Source organism: Streptomyces sp. NPDC041124, assembly GCF_055592385.1.
The window spans coordinates 71,751-88,993 of the sequence record NZ_JBVIYR010000003.1; the positions used below are offsets into that span (position 1 = coordinate 71,751).

At 73.1% G+C, this 17,243-nt stretch carries 12 protein-coding genes, 2 tRNA genes, 1 other RNA gene and 1 pseudogene; 5 read left to right on the plus strand and 11 right to left on the minus strand.

The annotated features are described in order from the left end of the window. Positions 1 to 22: 22 nt before the first annotated feature. The 3 genes from ACZ6A9_RS08520 (at position 23) to ACZ6A9_RS08530 (ending at position 1,982) form a co-directional block, all read left to right on the plus strand. Positions 23 to 1,270, plus strand: coding sequence for a sensor histidine kinase (locus ACZ6A9_RS08520; protein ID WP_468980899.1), 1,248 nt, complete (start codon positions 23 to 25; stop codon positions 1,268 to 1,270). Further along, positions 1,267 to 1,887 carry a response regulator gene (locus ACZ6A9_RS08525; protein ID WP_468980902.1) on the plus strand — a complete coding sequence of 207 codons (621 nt, stop codon included), beginning with the start codon at positions 1,267 to 1,269 and terminating at the stop codon, positions 1,885 to 1,887. Before ACZ6A9_RS08520 ends, ACZ6A9_RS08525 begins: the two co-directional genes overlap by 4 nt. A gap of 22 nt (positions 1,888 to 1,909) precedes the next feature. After that, positions 1,910 to 1,982, plus strand: a tRNA-Gly gene (locus tag ACZ6A9_RS08530). 91 nt (positions 1,983 to 2,073) lie between these two features. Here the strand turns inward: ACZ6A9_RS08530 and ACZ6A9_RS08535 are convergent. The 6 genes from ACZ6A9_RS08535 to ffs all read right to left on the minus strand — a co-directional run bounded on the left by ACZ6A9_RS08535 (position 2,074) and on the right by ffs (position 10,731). Beyond that, a complete protein-coding gene (locus ACZ6A9_RS08535) occupies positions 2,074 to 2,973 on the minus strand; it encodes a phosphoribosylaminoimidazolesuccinocarboxamide synthase (RefSeq protein WP_468980906.1) in 900 nt (299 codons plus the stop codon). Positions 2,974 to 3,041: 68 nt separating this feature from the next. Next, positions 3,042 to 4,565 (minus strand): N,N-dimethylformamidase beta subunit family domain-containing protein, encoded by a 1,524-nt coding sequence (locus ACZ6A9_RS08540; protein ID WP_468980909.1) that lies wholly within the window; start codon positions 4,563 to 4,565, stop codon positions 3,042 to 3,044. Positions 4,566 to 4,805: 240 nt separating this feature from the next. Then, positions 4,806 to 6,647, minus strand: a complete 1,842-nt coding sequence (locus ACZ6A9_RS08545) for a M48 family metalloprotease (protein WP_468980913.1) — start codon at positions 6,645 to 6,647, stop codon at positions 4,806 to 4,808. A 290-nt stretch (positions 6,648 to 6,937) separates the two neighbouring features. Beyond that, the gene (gene purD / locus ACZ6A9_RS08550; RefSeq protein WP_468980916.1) at positions 6,938 to 8,200 is read right to left on the minus strand and encodes a phosphoribosylamine--glycine ligase; all 1,263 of its coding nucleotides are present in this window, start codon (positions 8,198 to 8,200) and stop codon (positions 6,938 to 6,940) included. A 146-nt stretch (positions 8,201 to 8,346) separates the two neighbouring features. Continuing rightward, positions 8,347 to 10,584, minus strand: coding sequence for a DNA polymerase III subunit gamma and tau (locus tag ACZ6A9_RS08555; RefSeq protein ID WP_468980921.1), 2,238 nt, complete (start codon positions 10,582 to 10,584; stop codon positions 8,347 to 8,349). Positions 10,585 to 10,632: 48 nt separating this feature from the next. Further along, an RNA gene (ffs, locus tag ACZ6A9_RS08560) (signal recognition particle sRNA small type) lies at positions 10,633 to 10,731 on the minus strand. A 72-nt stretch (positions 10,732 to 10,803) separates the two neighbouring features. On the opposite strand from ffs, the gene ACZ6A9_RS08565 reads away from it, so the two are divergent. Beyond that, positions 10,804 to 10,891: transfer RNA gene (locus ACZ6A9_RS08565), tRNA-Ser, on the plus strand. Positions 10,892 to 11,307: 416 nt separating this feature from the next. Here ACZ6A9_RS08565 and ACZ6A9_RS08570 read toward each other — a convergent pair. The 3 genes from ACZ6A9_RS08570 to ACZ6A9_RS08580 all read right to left on the minus strand — a co-directional run bounded on the left by ACZ6A9_RS08570 (position 11,308) and on the right by ACZ6A9_RS08580 (position 14,321). Continuing rightward, the gene (locus ACZ6A9_RS08570; RefSeq protein WP_468980925.1) at positions 11,308 to 12,486 is read right to left on the minus strand and encodes an ice-binding family protein; all 1,179 of its coding nucleotides are present in this window, start codon (positions 12,484 to 12,486) and stop codon (positions 11,308 to 11,310) included. Between the two features lie 311 nt (positions 12,487 to 12,797). After that, a complete protein-coding gene (locus tag ACZ6A9_RS08575) occupies positions 12,798 to 12,983 on the minus strand; it encodes a hypothetical protein (protein ID WP_468980931.1) in 186 nt (61 codons plus the stop codon). A 351-nt stretch (positions 12,984 to 13,334) separates the two neighbouring features. Continuing rightward, entirely contained in the window at positions 13,335 to 14,321 is a 987-nt protein-coding gene (locus ACZ6A9_RS08580; protein WP_468980937.1) for an SMI1/KNR4 family protein, read from the minus strand. Between the two features lie 108 nt (positions 14,322 to 14,429). Between ACZ6A9_RS08580 and ACZ6A9_RS08585 the strand changes: the two are divergent. Continuing rightward, positions 14,430 to 14,597, plus strand: a pseudogene (locus ACZ6A9_RS08585) (maleylpyruvate isomerase family mycothiol-dependent enzyme); the annotation flags it as partial. A 15-nt stretch (positions 14,598 to 14,612) separates the two neighbouring features. Here ACZ6A9_RS08585 and ACZ6A9_RS08590 read toward each other — a convergent pair. Together ACZ6A9_RS08590 and ACZ6A9_RS08595 are read right to left on the minus strand one after the other, a co-directional pair. Then, complete coding sequence (locus ACZ6A9_RS08590) at positions 14,613 to 15,182, minus strand: DM13 domain-containing protein (RefSeq protein WP_468980942.1); 570 nt, start codon at positions 15,180 to 15,182, stop codon at positions 14,613 to 14,615. Positions 15,183 to 15,309: 127 nt separating this feature from the next. Continuing rightward, on the minus strand, positions 15,310 to 17,184 hold the full coding sequence (locus ACZ6A9_RS08595) for a copper resistance CopC/CopD family protein (protein WP_468982833.1): 1,875 nt from the start codon (positions 17,182 to 17,184) through the stop codon (positions 15,310 to 15,312). Positions 17,185 to 17,243: the final 59 nt, after the last annotated feature.

Genomic DNA, 17,243 nt, shown 5'->3' on the forward strand with positions numbered 1-17,243 from the left:
GGGAGACGGGGAGCGCGAGGAGATGAGCAGGCCGGGCGGCTGGTGGGGACGCAAGAGCACACCCGCGAAGTTCGAGACGTACACCCGGTGGTCGTTCCACTTCATCGCGCTGACCGAGCTCTCGGTGGTCGCCGGGCCGCTGCTCGGCCCGGTGGGATCGGGACCGGCCGCGCTGCTGGCGCTCCTGGTGGTCGTGCACGGCGTGGTCTGCGGTGTGACCACCTCGCGTGCCCTCGACTGGCGGCTCGGTCAGCGGGACCGGCCGGTGCGGACCCTGTGGGCGTTCGGCGTCACCACCGCGGTGGTGGCCGTCACCGCGCTCGTCGTCGCCCGGCACGACCGGGGCGGTGACGACACCACGGCCGCCGCCGCGGCCTTCTCCACCGTCATGATCTTCGGTGCCGGCGCGACCGCCGTCGTCCTGCGCGGGCGGCGGCGGGTGTTCGTCATGGTGGTCGCCGTCGCGGTGACGGCCGGGCTGATGTACCTGCTCATCGGACTCCCCTGGCTCTCCGCGCTGGTGGTGACCCCGCTGGTGTTCCTCATCGGGGGCTTCTTCGCCTTCACCTACTCCTTCTCCGTCTGGCTGGTCAGCGCCGTCTACGAACTGGACGAGGCCCGCGAGACCCGCGCCCGGCTCGCCGTCGCCGAGGAACGGCTGCGGTTCGGGCGGGACCTGCACGACGTGATGGGGCGCAACCTCGCGGTGATCGCGCTGAAGAGCGAGCTGGCGGTCCAGCTGGCCCAGCGGGAACGGCCGGAGGCGGTGACCCAGATGGTCGAGGTGCAGCGCCTCGCGCACGAGGCGCAGCGGGAGGTGCGCGAGGTGGTCCGCGGCTACCGCGAGGCCGATCTCGGCAGCGAGCTGGCGGGCGCACAGGGCGTGCTGACCGCCGCCGGAATCGACTGCACGGTCACCGGGCCGGTGACCGGATACCCCGCGCCGGTCCAGTCCGCGCTCGGGTGGGTGGTGCGGGAGGCCGCCACGAACGTGCTGCGGCACGGTGACGCGCGACGGTGCGCGATGGAACTGCGGGTGCGGGAGGGGCGTGTGGTGCTGACGGTGGAGAACGACGGGGTGCCGGAGTCCGGCGGCCCGGGCCGCGGGGCCGGACTCGTCGGGCTGCGCGAGCGGCTCGCGGAGATCGGCGGGACGCTGCGGGCCGGACCGGCCGGCGAGGGACGGTTCCTGCTGACCGCCGAGGTCCCGCTGCTCACGCGCTCCGGCGAGACGGCCGCTCCCCCACGTGTGAGTGAGGCGACCCCGTGACCGCCCCCCGGCCCGTGCGGCTGCTGCTGGCCGACGACGAACACCTGATCCGGGGCGCGCTGGCCGCACTGCTCTCCCTCGAGGACGATCTGACGGTCGTCGCCGAGGCCGCCTCCGGGCCGGAGGCGCTGGCGATGGCCCGGGCGCACGCACCCGATGTGGCCGTACTCGACCTGCAGATGCCCGGCGCGGACGGTGTGAAGGTCGCCACATCGCTGCGGGCCGAACTGCCCGGCTGCCGGGTGCTGATCGTGACCAGTCACGGACGTCCGGGACATCTGAAGCGGGCGCTTGCGGCGGGTGTGCGCGGGTTCGTCCCCAAGACCGTCAGCGCGCAGCGCCTCGCGGAGATCATCCGCACGGTGCACGCGGGAAACCGTTACGTCGACCCCGAGTTGGCCGCCGACGCGATCGCCGCCGGCGACTCGCCGCTGACCGTGCGCGAGGCCGAGGTGCTGGAGCTGGCGGCGGACGGCGCACCGGTCGCGGAGATCGCGGAGCGGGCCGCGCTGTCCCCGGGGACCGTGCGGAACTACCTCTCCTCGGCCGTCTCGAAACTCGGCGCCGAGAACCGTCATGCCGCGGTGCGCCTCGCACGGGAGCGAGGTTGGGTATAGTGGGTCTCGCGCCACGGCGCATGCGAACGTAGCTCAGTTGGTAGAGCGCAACCTTGCCAAGGTTGAGGTCGCGAGTTCGAACCTCGTCGTTCGCTCAGGATCAAGGGCCCCGGTCATCGACCGGGGCCCTTGTCGTGCACCCCTGCCGTGGCTGGCCGGGCCCCACAGGGCCCGGCCGCCGTGCGGTCAGCTCCAGGCGGTGCCGGTCAACCGCTCGTACGCCTCCACGTACTTGGCCCGGGTCGCGTCCACCACGTGCTGCGGCAGCGCCGGCGGGGGCTGCTCGCTCCGGCGGTCCCAGCCCGACTCGGCCGACGTGAGCCAGTCCCGTACGAACTGCTTGTCGTAGGAGGGCTGGGCGTGGCCCGGCTCCCACTGCTCGGCCGGCCAGAAGCGGGAGGAGTCGGGGGTGAGCACCTCGTCGGCGATGACGAGCCTCTCTCCGTCGAAGCCGAACTCGAACTTGGTGTCCGCGAGGATGATGCCCCGCTCGCGGGCGATGTCCCGGGCGCGGGAGTAGGCGGCGAGGGTCGCCTGGCGCAGCTGGGCGGCGGTCTCCGCGCCGACCTGGCGGGCGACCTCCTCGTAGGGGACGTTCTCGTCGTGCTCGCCGACGGCGGCCTTGGTGGCCGGGGTGAAGATCGGGGCGGGCAGTTCCGAGCCGTCGACCAGGCCCTCGGGGAGGGCGAGGCCGCACACCGTGCGGGACTCGGTGTACTCGGCCAGTCCGGACCCGGTGAGGTAGCCGCGGGCCACGCACTCCACGGGGACCATGTTCAGCGACTTGCAGACGAGGGTGCGGCCGGCCCAGTCGGCGGGGGCGCCGGCCGGGGGCTCGGTGCTCAGCACGTGGTGCGGCAGCAGGTCGGCGAGCTGGTCGAACCACCACAGGGACAGCTGGGTGAGGACCCGGCCCTTGTCGGGGATCTCGGTGGGCAGCACCCAGTCGTAGGCGGAGATGCGGTCACTGGCGACCATCACGAGGTCGCCCGTCTCAGTCCGGTACAGCTCGCGCACCTTGCCGGTGTGCAGGTGCACCAGGCCCGGAACCTGGATCGGTTCGGGCTTCTCGACGAATCCGGACACGGTTCCTCCCCGTGGTGTGGTCCAATTCCTCGATTCTCCCGCACGGGGCGGACGGCCGCGGTCGCGGGTCAGTCGCGTTTGCAGATGCGGTCCAGCAGGTTGGCGGTGGCGCGCTGGACGCGGGGGTCGACGTGGCCCGGGCGGTCCAGGGCCGGTGACCAGGCGAAGGTCCCGGCGGCGAAGACCCAGGCGCCGGAGGGGGCGCGGTAGAGGGAGGTCTCCTGGTGGCGCCGGGCGCCCGCCCGGTCGGTGTAGGGGGAGTGCGCGAGCAGGACGCGCTCCTCGTGCTCGGGCAGCGGCGTGCGCGGGTAGTAGCGGTCCGCCTCGCCCGCGACCAGGCCCTCGATGCCGTCCCCCTCGTGGGCGCCGGTCGCCTCCCACATCCAGTGGTCCGCGTTGCGCACGATCAGCGGGTGCGGGTGCGGGACGCTCCCGGCGTACTGGATGCCGAGCAGGTGCTGTTCCGCGCGGTCGATCTCCCGCCACAGCACCGGTTTGCCCGGGCCCTGGCGCTTGCGGCAGGTCAGCAGGCGGTCGGGGCCGGCCGGGGAGGGCGCGAGCTCCACCTGCCAGTACAGGGTGTTGGCGGAGAGGAAGACCAGGGAGGTGCCGTGCGCGCGGGCCCGTTCCACCGCGGTGCGCATGGGCACCGACCAGTACTCGTCGTGGCCGGGGAAGACCAGGCCCCGGTAGCGGGTGGGGTCCACCCGGCCGGCGTGCAGGTCGCGGGCGTTCGCGTAGGCGAGGTCGTAGCCGTAGCGCTCGGCCCAGCGGATGACGTCGTAGGCGTGCCCGACGTGCAGCGGCAGGCCGGCGCCCGCGTAGGGGCGGTCGAAGGAGACGGTGGTGGCGGCGTCGGCCTCGCCGAGCAGCCTGCCCTGCTCGTCCCAGGCGTGGTAGAGGCTCGCGCCGGTGCGGCCGTCCTCCGGATAGAGGTTGTACGCCTGCCAGGTGACGTCGGGCAGGACGAGGAGGAGGTCGGCGGGGCGGTCGTCGCGGACGGTGAACGGGATGTGGGAGCGGTAGCCGTCGGCGGTGGTGAGCACGGCCACGTACGCGCCGACGCTCCAGTACGACGGAACGGGTAACCGCCAGGACAGCCACCAGTGGTGGCAGGAGACGGTGCGGTCGGCGGTGAGCGGAGAGGGCTGCACGATGCCGGACAGGCGAGGGCTCGAGGTGATCTTGATGGCGCCGTCGCCGTTGTAGTGGCCGATGCGGTAGACGTCGACGCCGAACTCCTGGGGCGGGTCGACGGTGACGTGGAAGTCGATGGACTCGCCGGGGGCGACGGCGCCGGCCGAGGCGAAGCCCTTGATCTGGCGGCGCACGTCGTCGGCGGCGCGGGGGCCGACGGAGGAGCGGGGGGCGGGGACCCGGGGACCACCCTGCCGGGGCAGGCGGGCCGCCGCCCGGTCGGTGTGCGGTACCGGGTCCGAGTCCGGGTCCACGTACCAGGGGACGACCTGGCCGGTGTCGCCGAAGTACGTCTCGCTGCCGCGCAGCCACGGGAGCGGCCCCTGCCCGAAGGGGTCGTTCACGGCGTGCGCCAGTGCTCCCGACTCCCAGCGGCGAATCTGCTCCGAGCCCATGATCGCTCCCCTCCCTCGTGCCCCGGTTGCGATGCGGTGCGTGGTGCTGACCGGCAGTCGCCGGACGGGTGAGGCCTGGCGCCAGTTATGTGTTTGTCGTATGTCGCTTGCTCTTGCCAGCGAACGCGAACGGTCCAAGCACATCACATAACGCGCGCAGTACGTCACCGTTCGTTTCGAATTGACCGAAAGCGGAGGGGTGGGCTCCAGAGGGTGGGGAGGCCGGCGGGGCCGCCGGGCTCAGACGAGCCGTACCGGTTTCTCGGGGCGTATGCCGTGCCGGGTCAGCCACAGGCGGAGGTCGGCGGGGTCGCCGTCCTCGATCAGGGCCAGGACCTGGGGCGACAGGTCCGCCGCCCGCACACCGCCCAGGAGCAGCGTCGGCCCGTCGAGCCAGTCGAGCCCGGGGACGGCTCCCGCGGTGTCCATCGCCGCGCAGCAGACCATCGCCGTGATGTGGTCGGCGAGCAGCTCACGCGTGGTGCGCGGCGACTGGAGCGGGAACAGGGGGAGCGCCCGGTCGTCCCGGAAGGGGGCGGCCGGATCCGGGCCGGCGGAGGGGAGGGCGCCCTCCTGACCCGCGGAGGACGAGCGGGCGGCGGAGGCCGCGACCGTCTCCTCGCGGGCGAGCTCGGTACTCAGCCGGGCCGCCAGTGCGGCACTTCGGACGGTGGTGCCGGACAGGTCGTCCTCCTCGCCGTCGTCCGCGCCGGGCGGCGCCGTGGCCTCGCCGTCGTCCGGGGCGCAGGTGAGGGCGGGGCCGGGGGACGGCACGGGCGGTTCCGCGGGCGCCTCCCGGGTGGTCAGGTGGACCAGCACGCGGGTCAGGGTCGGGCCGTCCGGGGCGGGAGGGTCGCCGGGGGCCGGGGGGACGTGGAGGGCGTCCAGGACGCGGTGGAGGCGGGCGGCGTCGGTGCGCCACTTGCGGTCGACGACCTCCTCCGGGTAGTCGCCCCAGTGGACCGGGGACCAGTCGGGCCCCGTTTCCGCCGGCCCCCCGTGGAAGAGGCGGGCGGCGAGCAGCGAGACGGCCTCGTCCACGGCGCCGGGCTCTTCGAGCAGGTCGCAGGCGGGACGCTCGCCGAGGCGGGAGGCGAAACCCTCCGCCAGCCGGTCCCGGCGGGAGAGCTCGGTGAGGGCCGCGACCACGCCCGCGTTGAGCCGCGAGGGCCAGCGGCCCATCCGCCAGGCGGGCAGCGCGACCCGGGTGAGCAGCCGGTCCCAGCCCGCGTACGCCAGGCCCACCTGCTCCTGGGCGACGATCCGCAGCCCGTAGTCCACGGCCTGTGCACGGTCGGCCGCCGCTGCCGCGACCCCGCGCTCCATCTCGGCCGCGTGCCCCCGGCACCCGCGCAGCAGCAGCCGGGCCACCCAGCCGGCGCCCGCGAACACGCCGCGCGCCACCGGCCCGCGCCGCGGCGCGGAGGCCACGGCCACCGCGGCGTCCAGCCCCTGCACGAAACGCCGGGCGGCGGCTATGTCCGGGTGCGCCGACGGCCCCGTACCGGCGACGACCGGGGCGAGGACCGCACGCAGCTCGCCCACACGCATCCACCACAGGAACGGCGAACCGATCACCAGCACGGGCGCGGCGGGGGCTCCGCGCGGGGGCCGCCCCACGCCCGCCATGTCGCGGTGCTCCTCGGCCGGCGGCGGACCGTGGGCCGGGTGGGTGCGGTCCTCCAGCCAGCTGTCGCAGTCCGGGGTGAGCGCTATCGCGGACGGAGCCGGGACGTCGAGGCGGTCCGCCAGGTCACGCACCATCCGGTACAGATCGGGTGCCGCCTCCTCGGCGACCGGCACCGTGGGACTCATGGCCGGCCGGGCCCGGGCGACGACCAGGGCGACTCCGGCGGCGAGAAGCAGGACGAGCAGCGCGACGGGGGTGAGGATCCGGCGGGCGAGATCCCAGCCGGCGCCCGCGAGATGACCGGTGGACCCGCCGACGAGCAGGATCACGGAGAAGGCGGCCGGCAACAGTGCGACGGCCAGCGCCCGGCTGCGCACCCGCAGCACGGCCAGCGCCCGGGACCGCGCGCCCGGTCCCCCCGACTCGCCTGCTCCCATGCGGCTTCCGTTCATCGCTCGACGTCACCCCCTCCCGGCTCCGGACCCTGTCCTGGCATTGGCCATGCCCCCCACTGTGGCACCCGTCACTGACATCGCAATGCCGATGGGCCAAGTGCCGGAACAAGGGCCGGAACGCTTGCGCGGCACCCTAGTTGGGCCCCCGGGTCACGTCAGCCGGATGGCGTATCGCTCACTCGATGGAATGGCTTTGGGGAGAGGTGGACGACGGACGGCAAGGGTCAGGCCCCGGATCCTGAGACGGATCCGGGGCCTGCGGGGTTCATCGGTGTACGGCCGGCGCGCTAGGCGTCCCGCGCGTCCCGTGCCGCTTTCGCCGCGATGTCCGTGCGGTGCTGCGAGCCGTCGAGGCCGATCCGGGACACCGCGCGGTAGGCGCGGTCGCGGGCCTCGGTGAGGTCCTTGCCGGTCGCCGTGACGGACAGCACGCGCCCGCCCGCGCTGACGACCGCGTCGCCCTCGCGCCGCGTCCCGGCGTGCAGGACGTAGGCGTGCGGGGCGTCCTGGGCGGCGACCTCGTCCAGGCCGGTGATCGGGTCGCCGGTGCGCGGGGTGCCGGGGTAGTTGTGCGAGGCGATGACCACGGTGACCGCGGCCTCGCCGCTCCAGCGCGTCGGCTCCAGGTGGGCGAGACCGCCGGTGGCCGCGGCCATCAGGAGGCCGCCCAGCGGGGTCTTCAGGCGGGCCAGGACCACCTGGGTCTCGGGGTCGCCGAAGCGGGCGTTGAACTCGATCACGCGGACACCGCGCGAGGTGATCGCCAGACCGGCGTAGAGCAGGCCCGAGAACGGGGTGCCGCGGCGCCGCATCTCGTCGACGGTCGGCTGCAGGACCGTCTCCACGACCTCGTCGACCAGTTGGGGATCCGCCCACGGGAGCGGGGAGTAGGCCCCCATGCCGCCGGTGTTCGGGCCCTCGTCGCCGTCCAGCGCGCGCTTGAAGTCCTGGGCGGGCTGGAGGGGCACGACGGTCTCGCCGTCGGTGATGGCGAAGAGGGAGACCTCGGGGCCGTCGAGGAACTCCTCGATGACCACGCGCTCACACCCGGCGGCGTGGGCGCGGGCCGCCTCGATGTCGGCGGTGACGACGACACCCTTGCCGGCCGCGAGCCCGTCGTCCTTGACGACGTACGGGGCACCGAACGCCTTGAGGGCGGCGTCGGTCTCCTCGGGCGTCGCGCACACGTAGGAGCGGGCGGTGGGCACGCCGGCCGCCGCCATGACGTCCTTGGCGAAAGCCTTGGAGCCCTCGAGCTGCGCGGCCTCCTTGGAGGGGCCGAAGACCGGGATGCCCGCGTCGCGCACGGCGTCGGCGACACCGGCGACCAGGGGCGCCTCCGGGCCGACCACCACGAGGTCCGCGCCGAGCCGCCCGGCCAGCGCGGACACGGCGGCGCCGTCGAGGGCGTCGACCTGGTGCAGCTCGGCGACCTCGGCGATGCCGGCGTTGCCGGGCGCGCAGTGCAGCGCGGTGACATGGGGGTCGAGGGACAGGGAGTGGCACAGGGCGTGTTCGCGGGCGCCGCTGCCGATGACGAGGACCTTCACGGGGGTCAGCCTAACGGCAGACGGCGGTTCCTCTTTGTGCGGGCTTCCGAAGGCACGGGCGGAGCCGGTTCGTGGTTTCCTCCAGACACGACCGCGGAACTGCCCGCGGATCGGGCCGCCCTCGGCCCGTCACGGCTCCTTTGGGGCTACTCGTTGGTGATCTCCTCGACGACCGTCGCCCCCAGCTCCCGCACGAGCAGTTCCTTCCCGGAGAGGGCGGACTCGTCCAGGTCCGGGTCGTCGTCCTCGGGGATGTCGTCCTCGGGTGACACCGGGGCGGGCTCCGGGGCGGGCGGCCGGGCGGCCGGGGCGGGGGCGGCGGCCGCCGGACCGGGCGGGCCCGCCGGGTGGGCGGGCGCCGGCGGCTGGCTCGGCCGGGGCGCGGACGGACGCGAGCCGGCGTCGGAGGAGCCCCCGTAGCCGCCGCCACCGCCGTAGCCGCCACTCCCGTAGCCACCGGACGGCCCGGCCGGGGCGGGGGCCGCCGCGCCGCCACCGGAGGGATCGACGACCGCCTCGATCTTCCACTGCACGTGGAACTGCTCGGCCAGCGCCTGGCGCAGGACGTCCTCACTGCCGCTGCTGAGGAAGTTGTCCCGCGCGCCCGCGTTGACGAAGCCGATCTGGAGGGTCGTGCCGTCGAAGCCGGTCACCTGGGCGTTCTGGCTGAGCAGGATCCAGGTGAAGCGACGGCGGTTCTTGACCGTCTCCAGGATGTTCGGCCAGAGCGTGCGGGGGTCGGGACCACCGCCGCCACCGGCCGGGGGTGTGGGCGCGGGAGCCGACGGTGCTGCCGACCGGCCCGCCGGAGCGGGGGCGCTCGGCGCCGGTGTCGGTGTCGGGGCGGGCGGACGCCCGCCGCCACCCGTCGGGGCGGCCGTGGGCCAGCCGCCGGGCCGACGGCCGCCCGCGCCACCGGCGGAGGCCGCGGTGGGCCAGGCGCCGGGCGCCCCGGCCGGTGCGGCAGGACTCTCGGCGGCCGGGGCGGGGGCGGCGGCCGGGGGCTGGGACGGCGGGGCGGCCTGGGCCGGAGCCGGAGCCGGAGCGGGTTGCTCGGGTGGGGGCGAGGCCGGTCCCGGACCGCGTACGGCGGCCCGGGCGGCGGCGGGACCGCCTCCCGGCTCGACGGAGCCCTGCCCGGGCGCTCCCGCCCCGTGCGCCTGCGGTCCGGGCACGTACCCGGCCGCGGGCCCCCCGGCGGTGCCGGCCGCCCCCGCCGAGAAGTTCACCCCGCGTTCGATCCGGTCCAGCCGTGCCATGACCGAGCGCTCGTCGCCGTACGCCGCGGGCAGCATCACGCGCGCGCAGATCAGCTCGAGCTGGAGTCGCGGCGAGGTGGCGCCGCGCATCTCGGTGAGCCCCGCGTTGACGATGTCGGCGGCACGGGTCAGCTCGGCGGGGCCGAAGGTGCCGGCCTGGGCCTGCATCCGTTCGATGACGTCGGCGGGGGCGTCGATGAGCCCCTTCTCGGCGGCGTCGGGCACCGCGGCGAGGATGACGAGGTCCCGCAGCCGCTCCAGCAGGTCGGCGACGAACCGGCGCGGGTCGTTGCCCCCCTCGATCACCCGGTCGACGACCTCGAAGGCGGCGGCCCCGTCACCGGTCGCGAAGGCCTCGACGACGGAGTCGAGCAGCGAGCCTTCGGTGTAGCCGAGCAGGGAGGTCGCCATGGCATACGTCACACCCTGCTCGCCGGCGCCGGCGAGCAGCTGGTCCATGACGGACATCGAGTCACGCACGGATCCGGCACCGGCCCGCACGACAAGCGGCAGCACACCCTCCTCGACCGGGATGTCCTCCTTGCCGCACACCTCTCCGAGGTAGTCCCGCAGGGTGCCGGGCGGCACGAGCCGGAACGGGTAGTGGTGCGTGCGGGACCGGATGGTCCCGATGACCTTCTCGGGCTCCGTGGTCGCGAAGATGAACTTCAGGTGCTCCGGGGGCTCCTCGACGACCTTGAGCAGCGCGTTGAAACCGGCCGACGTGACCATGTGGGCCTCGTCGATGATGTAGATCTTGTAGCGGCTGCCGGCGGGCCCGAAGAACGCCTTCTCTCGCAGGTCACGGGCGTCGTCCACACCACCGTGGGAAGCGGCGTCGATCTCGATGACGTCGATCGAACCCGGCCCGTTGCGCGCGAGGTCGCGGCAGGACTGGCACGCGCCGCAGGGCGTGGGCGTCGGCCCCTGCTCGCAGTTCAGGCACCGGGCGAGGATGCGGGCGCTGGTCGTCTTGCCGCAGCCGCGCGGACCGCTGAACAGGTACGCGTGATTGACCCGGTTGTTCCGCAGCGCCTGCTGCAGCGGGTCGGTGACATGCTCCTGCCCGATGACCTCGGCGAACGACTCCGGGCGATAGCGGCGGTACAACGCGAGAGACGACACGCATACGAGGTTATAGGCGCCCACCGACAACCGGACCGGCCGCTCACACACGCAAGCGCCCCCCACGCACCCGCCAGAGCCGACCTACCCTTGCTGCCTTCCGGCCCTGGGGGAGTTCAGTCAGATAGCGCCGCGTGAGGGGCTACGCAGAGGCTACCCCATGTCGGGGGCCGGGAACGAGTTCGCGAGCACGCCTCTCGGTCATGTAATGTTCCCAGCGGAGGATTCGCCTAGAGGCCTAGGGCGCACGCTTGGAAAGCGTGTTGGGGGCAACCCCTCACGAGTTCGAATCTCGTATCCTCCGCCAGTGCCTCACCGGGCACGATGTCGAAGGGCCCCCTGGAAACAGGGGGCCCTTCGACATGGTCCCTGGATGGCGTGCTCGATCTTCCTGGCCGCCTCCTCGAGCATGGGATCGGTCACGTGCGGGTACCGCGCCCGCATCCGGGCGGCGCCGCCCGGCTCCCCACCCATGATCCGGCCCACGGTGTGCCGCGCATCGTGTAGGCACCCGTCCCGGACGCCGGCGTCTTCCAGCAGCCGCTTCCCGCCAGGAGAGGAGCTCGCTGGCGCAGGCCGTGCCGTGACCGCGCGACGGGCTGACCAGGCCTGGCGGTCGATACCGAGGCCCCTGAGTGCGGGACCGGAACGGCCGGCATCAGCGGCTCGATCCGGTCCCGGGACATGCTCCAGTGAGGGCTTGCCGTGGCTACGGCTGTTCACTCACTCCCACGGCCACTTGTACTCACCGTCTTTGTGGTGGCCGTGGTCACCGGGCTTCTTGTCGTCGTCGTGCTTGTGGTGGCCGTGGTCACCGGGTTTCTTGTCATGGTCGTGCTTGTGGTGGCCGTGGTCACCCGGCTTTCTGCCGTCGTGGTCACCACCGTCCGTGGGGGTGGCCGTGCCGGTGGGGGTCGCGGTGTCCGTGGGGGTGGCCGTGCCCGTGGGGGTCGCGGTGCCCGTGGGGGTCGCCGTACCCGTGGGGGTCGCGGTGCCCGTGGGGGTCGCCGTACCCGTGGGGGTCGCGGTACCCGTGGGAGTCGCGGTACCCGTGGGGGTCGCCGTGCCGGTGGGGGTCGCGGTACCCGTGGGAGTCGCGGTACCCGTGGGAGTCGCGGTACCCGTGGGAGTCGCCGTGCCGGTCGGGGCGGTGCCGCACTCACCCTGGAAGATCGTGTTGGAGTCCAGCGTCACGGCGCCGTTGCGGGCCAGCAGCCGGCCGTTGACGGTCGTCCCCGTGTTGGCGCTGATCGAGGTCAGGGCCAGGACGTTGCCGACGAACGTGGTGCCGGTACCGAGAGTGGCTGAGCTGCCGATCTGCCAGTACACGTTGCACGGGTTGGCGCCATTGGTGAAAAGTACGCTGCTGTTGGACGCCGTCGTCAGCGTCGAACCGACCTGGAACACCCAGACGGCATTGGGGTCACCTTGGCCGTTCAGGGTGAGGGTGCCGGTGAGCTGGGCGCTGACGGGCACCCTGTAGACGCCCGGAGTCAGCGTCTGACCGCCGAGCTCCACGGGGTCCCCGGTGTAGGTGACGTCCGGTGCCTGTCCGGCCGCCTGGTTGTACGCGGTGGTCAGATCGTTCTGAGCCTGCAGAGCGACGGCGTTGCCGGCGTGGATGGTGCCGGGCGGCAGCACTGCACCGGGTGGGAAACCCACGACCGCGCTACCGGGACTCACCCCGACGCTGCGCTCGACCGTCGTCGGGCCGGTGTTGGTGACCGTCGACCCGGCCAGCACTCCGAAATCTGCTGCCGTACCCAGCGGCACAGCCGTGGCAACGGCACTTGCACGCGTCGGTGACATCGCGATTACGGCAGCGGCGATCACGGCGGTTACTACCGCTGCGATCAAAAGCGACAAGGTGCGTCGTGGTGCACCAAGGATATTCAGCGACATCGAGGGCCAACTCCTGTGAGTGGGTGGCGCCTAATTGGCGGCTCTGATGGCTGCATATTATTCGAGGAAGGGAATCAATTCACGGCTGATTTGAGCGGTTTCGCTTGAATTGACCAACCCGTCGCGCCATGGATAAAGATGCTTATTGGGCCGGATGGCGCTGACTGCCCGCTCCGGGTGGGCGCCCACGGGTGATTGCCCGGCGGGCGTCCCGTCAGGTGCGTCCCGGCACGTGCGGTGGTCCTGGACGTCGGTGAGCCCGCCGGAGTCGAGCTGTGGGTGCCCCCGACGGCGTCAGGGGCACCCGCCTGTCAATGCTGCGTCAGGAGCTCGATGTTGGCGTTCTCCAGAGCATGGGTGTTGTTCAGGAGGTAAGCGTTGTCCGCCTTGACGGGAATCAGTCCGAGGACTCTGTGGTCGTCGTCGGCAATGGCCGGGGAGGCGAGGGCAGCGACAAGGGCCGCCGATGTGATCAGTACGCTGGTGATGCGACGCATTTACGTCTCCTTGGCGAGAGGGGCGTCGATTGGCTCGACGAAGCTTGGCAGTCTCATGCTTCCCCTTTCGGTGCAGACTCTTACGCTTATCACCCGAATGCCCCCAGCGACATCGTGCGGTTCTCTGCTTGCGCGCTCGCGCAAACAGTGATCAGGCCTACGAAAGGCCGTACCGGGTGACTGTGCGCGTTGTCGTATTGCCGCTGTTCGTGGGTGCGGAGGGCTGTGTCCTCAAGCGGGGTCCGGGAGGAGGCCGAGGTGGGGGACGAGGCGCTCGCGCAGGAGCAGGTACTCGTCCCAGCGTTCGCGGGTCAGGTCGAGTTCGTTGCGAGCGTCATGGAGACGGCCGCCTCATGCCCGGGAGGGGGGCCTGAACGTCGCGCCGAGGTCGTACCGCGCGATCCCGAACGGTTGGAAATCGGCGTCGGCAAGGACGCGGTAGAGGAACTCGGAGGTGGACATGTCGTACCGGTACCACGGGCCGCCGTCATGGGACCTCGCGAGGACGGGGTGATCGCCTGGCCGCTCGGCATCGATCAGCCAGCAGTACTCGTCGGCCCATTCGGTGGAGCCCCATCCGACCAGTCCCCTGCCGCCCGGCGTGTAGACCGCGTAGGGATCGGCGGCGGAGACGCCTGCGAGCTCCTGGTCGGCCGACAGGCTGGCCCGCCACTGTGTCAGGAAGTCGAACGAGACACCCTCGTCGCGCCCCAGGAAGTAGACGGAGTCACTGAAGGAGCCGCCGCCGAACGCCTCGTAGAGCTCCTTGTAGTCCGCCGGCAGCGGCACCCCCAGCTCTCCCTCGATCGCCGCCCAGTCGACGGAGATCCCGAGCGGTTCCCACCCGGCCAGTCCGATCACTCGCCGAACCCACGGGCAAGGACCTCCGGGCGGTTCGGTCGTCGTGTCCGTTTCCCTCACCACCCGGGGCCGCACGGTGTCCCGACCGGTGACGAACGGTGCTTCCGTCGCCGGCGCGGCCCGTTCCGCCACGAGCACCACCGGCTGTTCGCCGTCCCCGGCACGGACCACACCGCAGCCGATCCACCGACTGCCGGCCGCCCATCCGCGCATCTCGATCACCTCCCCGGCGTAAGGAGCGAGGAGCGGCAGCCCGGTCCGCTCGGTCACCGTCGGATCGACGAAACCGCCCATGGCGAGGTTGCGCAGCTGCCCGTACCCGCGGCTGAACTCCTTGAGGAGGGTGGACAGGTCGATCGCGTCGGACACCGCCAGGCACACATGCCCGGCCGGGTGCCCGGACCGGCCGCACACCAGCTCCCGCCCGCCCGCCCGAACCAAGGAGGCGACGGCTTCGAGAAGTTCCCGTTCGTCCATGGCCAGGGAGTGAAACACATGTCACGGACAATGATCCGGGACTGCGCTTCAGCCCTTCGACCGCTTCCGGCGTGTCGTCACGAGCACCGCCGAGCCCCCGCTGCCCGCCTTCGGCCGGCGGCGGACGGCGGTCCGTTCACGGCCGGGTCCGGACCGCTCGTGTCCTACCCGGCCGTGGCCCTGATCATGGCCATGACCGAACGGAAGGTCTACTGCGACGACCTCGAGGGCGACGGGGTGGAGATCCTCCGCAGCCGCTGCGCGAGCCGCCGGTGACGGGGGCCCCCGGCGTCAGACGGCGGCCAGTTCCGCCGCTCCGAAGGACACGTCGAAACGGTCGCACCAGATGCTGACGCTGGTGTAGCGGGACGGGTCGACGTCCTCGGGGACGGTGTAGTTCTGGCTGCCCTTGTTGCCCTTGAGCTTGCCGAGGCTGACGTACGCGCCGTCGTCGAAGACGTGCCAGCCGGCACGGCCCTCCTTCACCGGCGCGTCGGTCAGCCACACGTGCAGGTCGGGGCCGTTGCTGGTGTCGAGCCCCTCCAGGCGCACCACATGGCTGCCGTCGGCCAGCCGCACGAACCGCACCGTCCCGGACGTCGGGTGCTCGTGGCTGATCAGCTCGCCGCTCGCCAGCGTCGTCGGGCCGGGCGGGGGCGGGGTGGCGCTCGCGCCGGGAGCCGGGTCGGCGGGCGGTGTCGAGGCGGGGGCCGTGACCTCGGGCAGCGCCTCCCGCACCGTCTCGTCCTGCCACAGTTTCCACGGCTGGAACCAGTACAGGCCGAACGCTCCCGCGATCACCACCATCACCAGCACCACGGCCGTCCAGGGTCTCCACAGTGCGCTCCGCATCCGTCCCATGGGTCACTCGCCTCTCCGCGCGTCAGCAGTTGCGGTTCACATTCAACGGGCCCCGGCCGTCCGTGCGGAACAGCTTGCGGATGACGGAATTCTTACGCCCCGCACGACCTCGGGTCCGGCGCGGTGGTCAGCGGGTGATCTCCACCTGGCGGGTCTCCGTGACCTGGTCCAGATCGGAGACGCGGATCGTCAGTCTCATCGTCCAGGTGCCTTCGAGGGGGAGGGTGAGGTCGCTGGTGGCCCAGTAGCCGCCGCGGTCGGTGACCCCGGCGTCGATGGGGCCGATGTCCTCGGCGGCGAGGCTGAAGGAGATGCGCAGTTCCGGGACGAAGGTGAGGGCGTCGCGCGGACCGAAGACCACGGCCTGGAGGCCGTTCTCGCCCACCCGGCCCGGGTCCATCTGGATCTGCACCGTGCCACGGCCCTCGGGTGTGCCGACGTCGTAGGGGATGGTGAACGCCTCCGCCCCGGGCAGCCCGGCCACCTGCGGGCGGGGCGCCCCGGCGGCCTCGGCCTCCGCGCGGGCCGGGAGGGTGCCGGTCAGCACGGTGGTGATCAGCAGGACGACGACGGCCACCATCACCTCGGCCAGCACGGAACGGCGCAGGGCGCGGCGGTAGTGGTCGGCGGTCGGCGGCGGGGGTGTGCCGGGCACGCCCGGTTCGTCCCGCACCGGCTCCCCCACCGGCTCCTCGGACCCCGTCCCACCCGGTGCTCCGACCGGCTCCTCGGACCCCGTCCCACCCGGTGCTCCGACCGGCCCCTCGGACCCCGTCCCACCCGGTGCTCCGACCGGCTCCGGCACCCGTGCCTCCGCCGGCGCCTCCACCGGCGCGGGCGCCCTCGTCGCCAGGAGGGTCGTCCAGCGGCGGGAGAGGCCCGCCGCCGCCAGCAGGAAGACGGCCGCCGCGAGTTTGGCGGTCAGGGTGCGGCCGTACGCCGACTCGGTGAGCGCCGACCAGGAGCCGAGGCCCCGCCAGGACTGGTAGAGGCCGGTGACGACCAGGACGGTCACCGAGAGGAAGGCCAGGCGGGAGAAGCGGGCGACCGTGTCCGGCGGAGGCGGGGTCCTGGCGCGGTACAGGGTGAGGAGCAGGGCCGTGAGACCGCCGAGCCAGCAGGCGGTCGCCAGCAGGTGGAGGACGGACGACGTCATCGCCGCCGGGACCTGGATGCCCGCGGAGGCGTGTTCGGCGGCGGCCCAGGTGAGGGCGAGGGCGACGGAGACGGTGGCGCCGGTCGCCAGGCGGGTCCGGGGGCCGCCGCGCCGGGCGAGCGGGAGCAGGACCGCCGCCGTCAGCAGGAGCAGCGCCAGCCGGGTCAGCAGGGCGAGTCCCGGGCGGCCGGTGAGGGTGCCGGTGAACGCCCGGAGGTCGAGGGCGGTCGTGGGGGCCGTGCCGTTCTCGTAGGGGGCGCGCAGTACGAGCAGGGCGGACGTGGCGATCAGCAGGGTCCACCAGCCGGTGAGCAGCGGCAGCCGCAGCGGGGCCGTGTCGGGCGGCCGGCACAGGGCGGCGAACGCCGCCGTGCCGATCAGCAGGGCGGCGGCGATGTAGGCGAGGTAGCGGCCGGTGTCGTAGAGGCTCTTGGTGACCGGGTGTTCGGCGTGGTCCGCAGGGGCGGGGGGCGGGGTCGGTGAGGGTGCGCCGAGGGAGAAGGTGAAGGCACCGGAGACCGGATGGCTGTCGGCGGAGACCACCCGCCAGGCCACGGTGTAGGTGCCGTCGGCGAGGCCGGTGGGCAGTGCGGCGCGGGCGGTGTCGGAGGCGCCGTCCGCGTGCTGCGGTTCGCCCAGTTCGACGCGGTGGTTGTCGGGGCTGTAGACGCGGAAGGAGTCGTCGAGCAGTCCGACGGACTCGGTGAAGGTGAGGGTGATGTGCCGGGGCGCGGTCTCGACGACGCTTCCGGCCCCGGGGTCGCTGGAACGGAGGGCTGCGTGGGCGCTCGCCGGGGCGGCGCTGCCGAGGACGAGCAGCACCAGCACGGTGCCCAGCAGCGCCAGTCCTGCGAGCCGCCGGGTTCCGCGGCCGCCGGGGCCCCCGCCCCGTCCTGCGGCGTCCG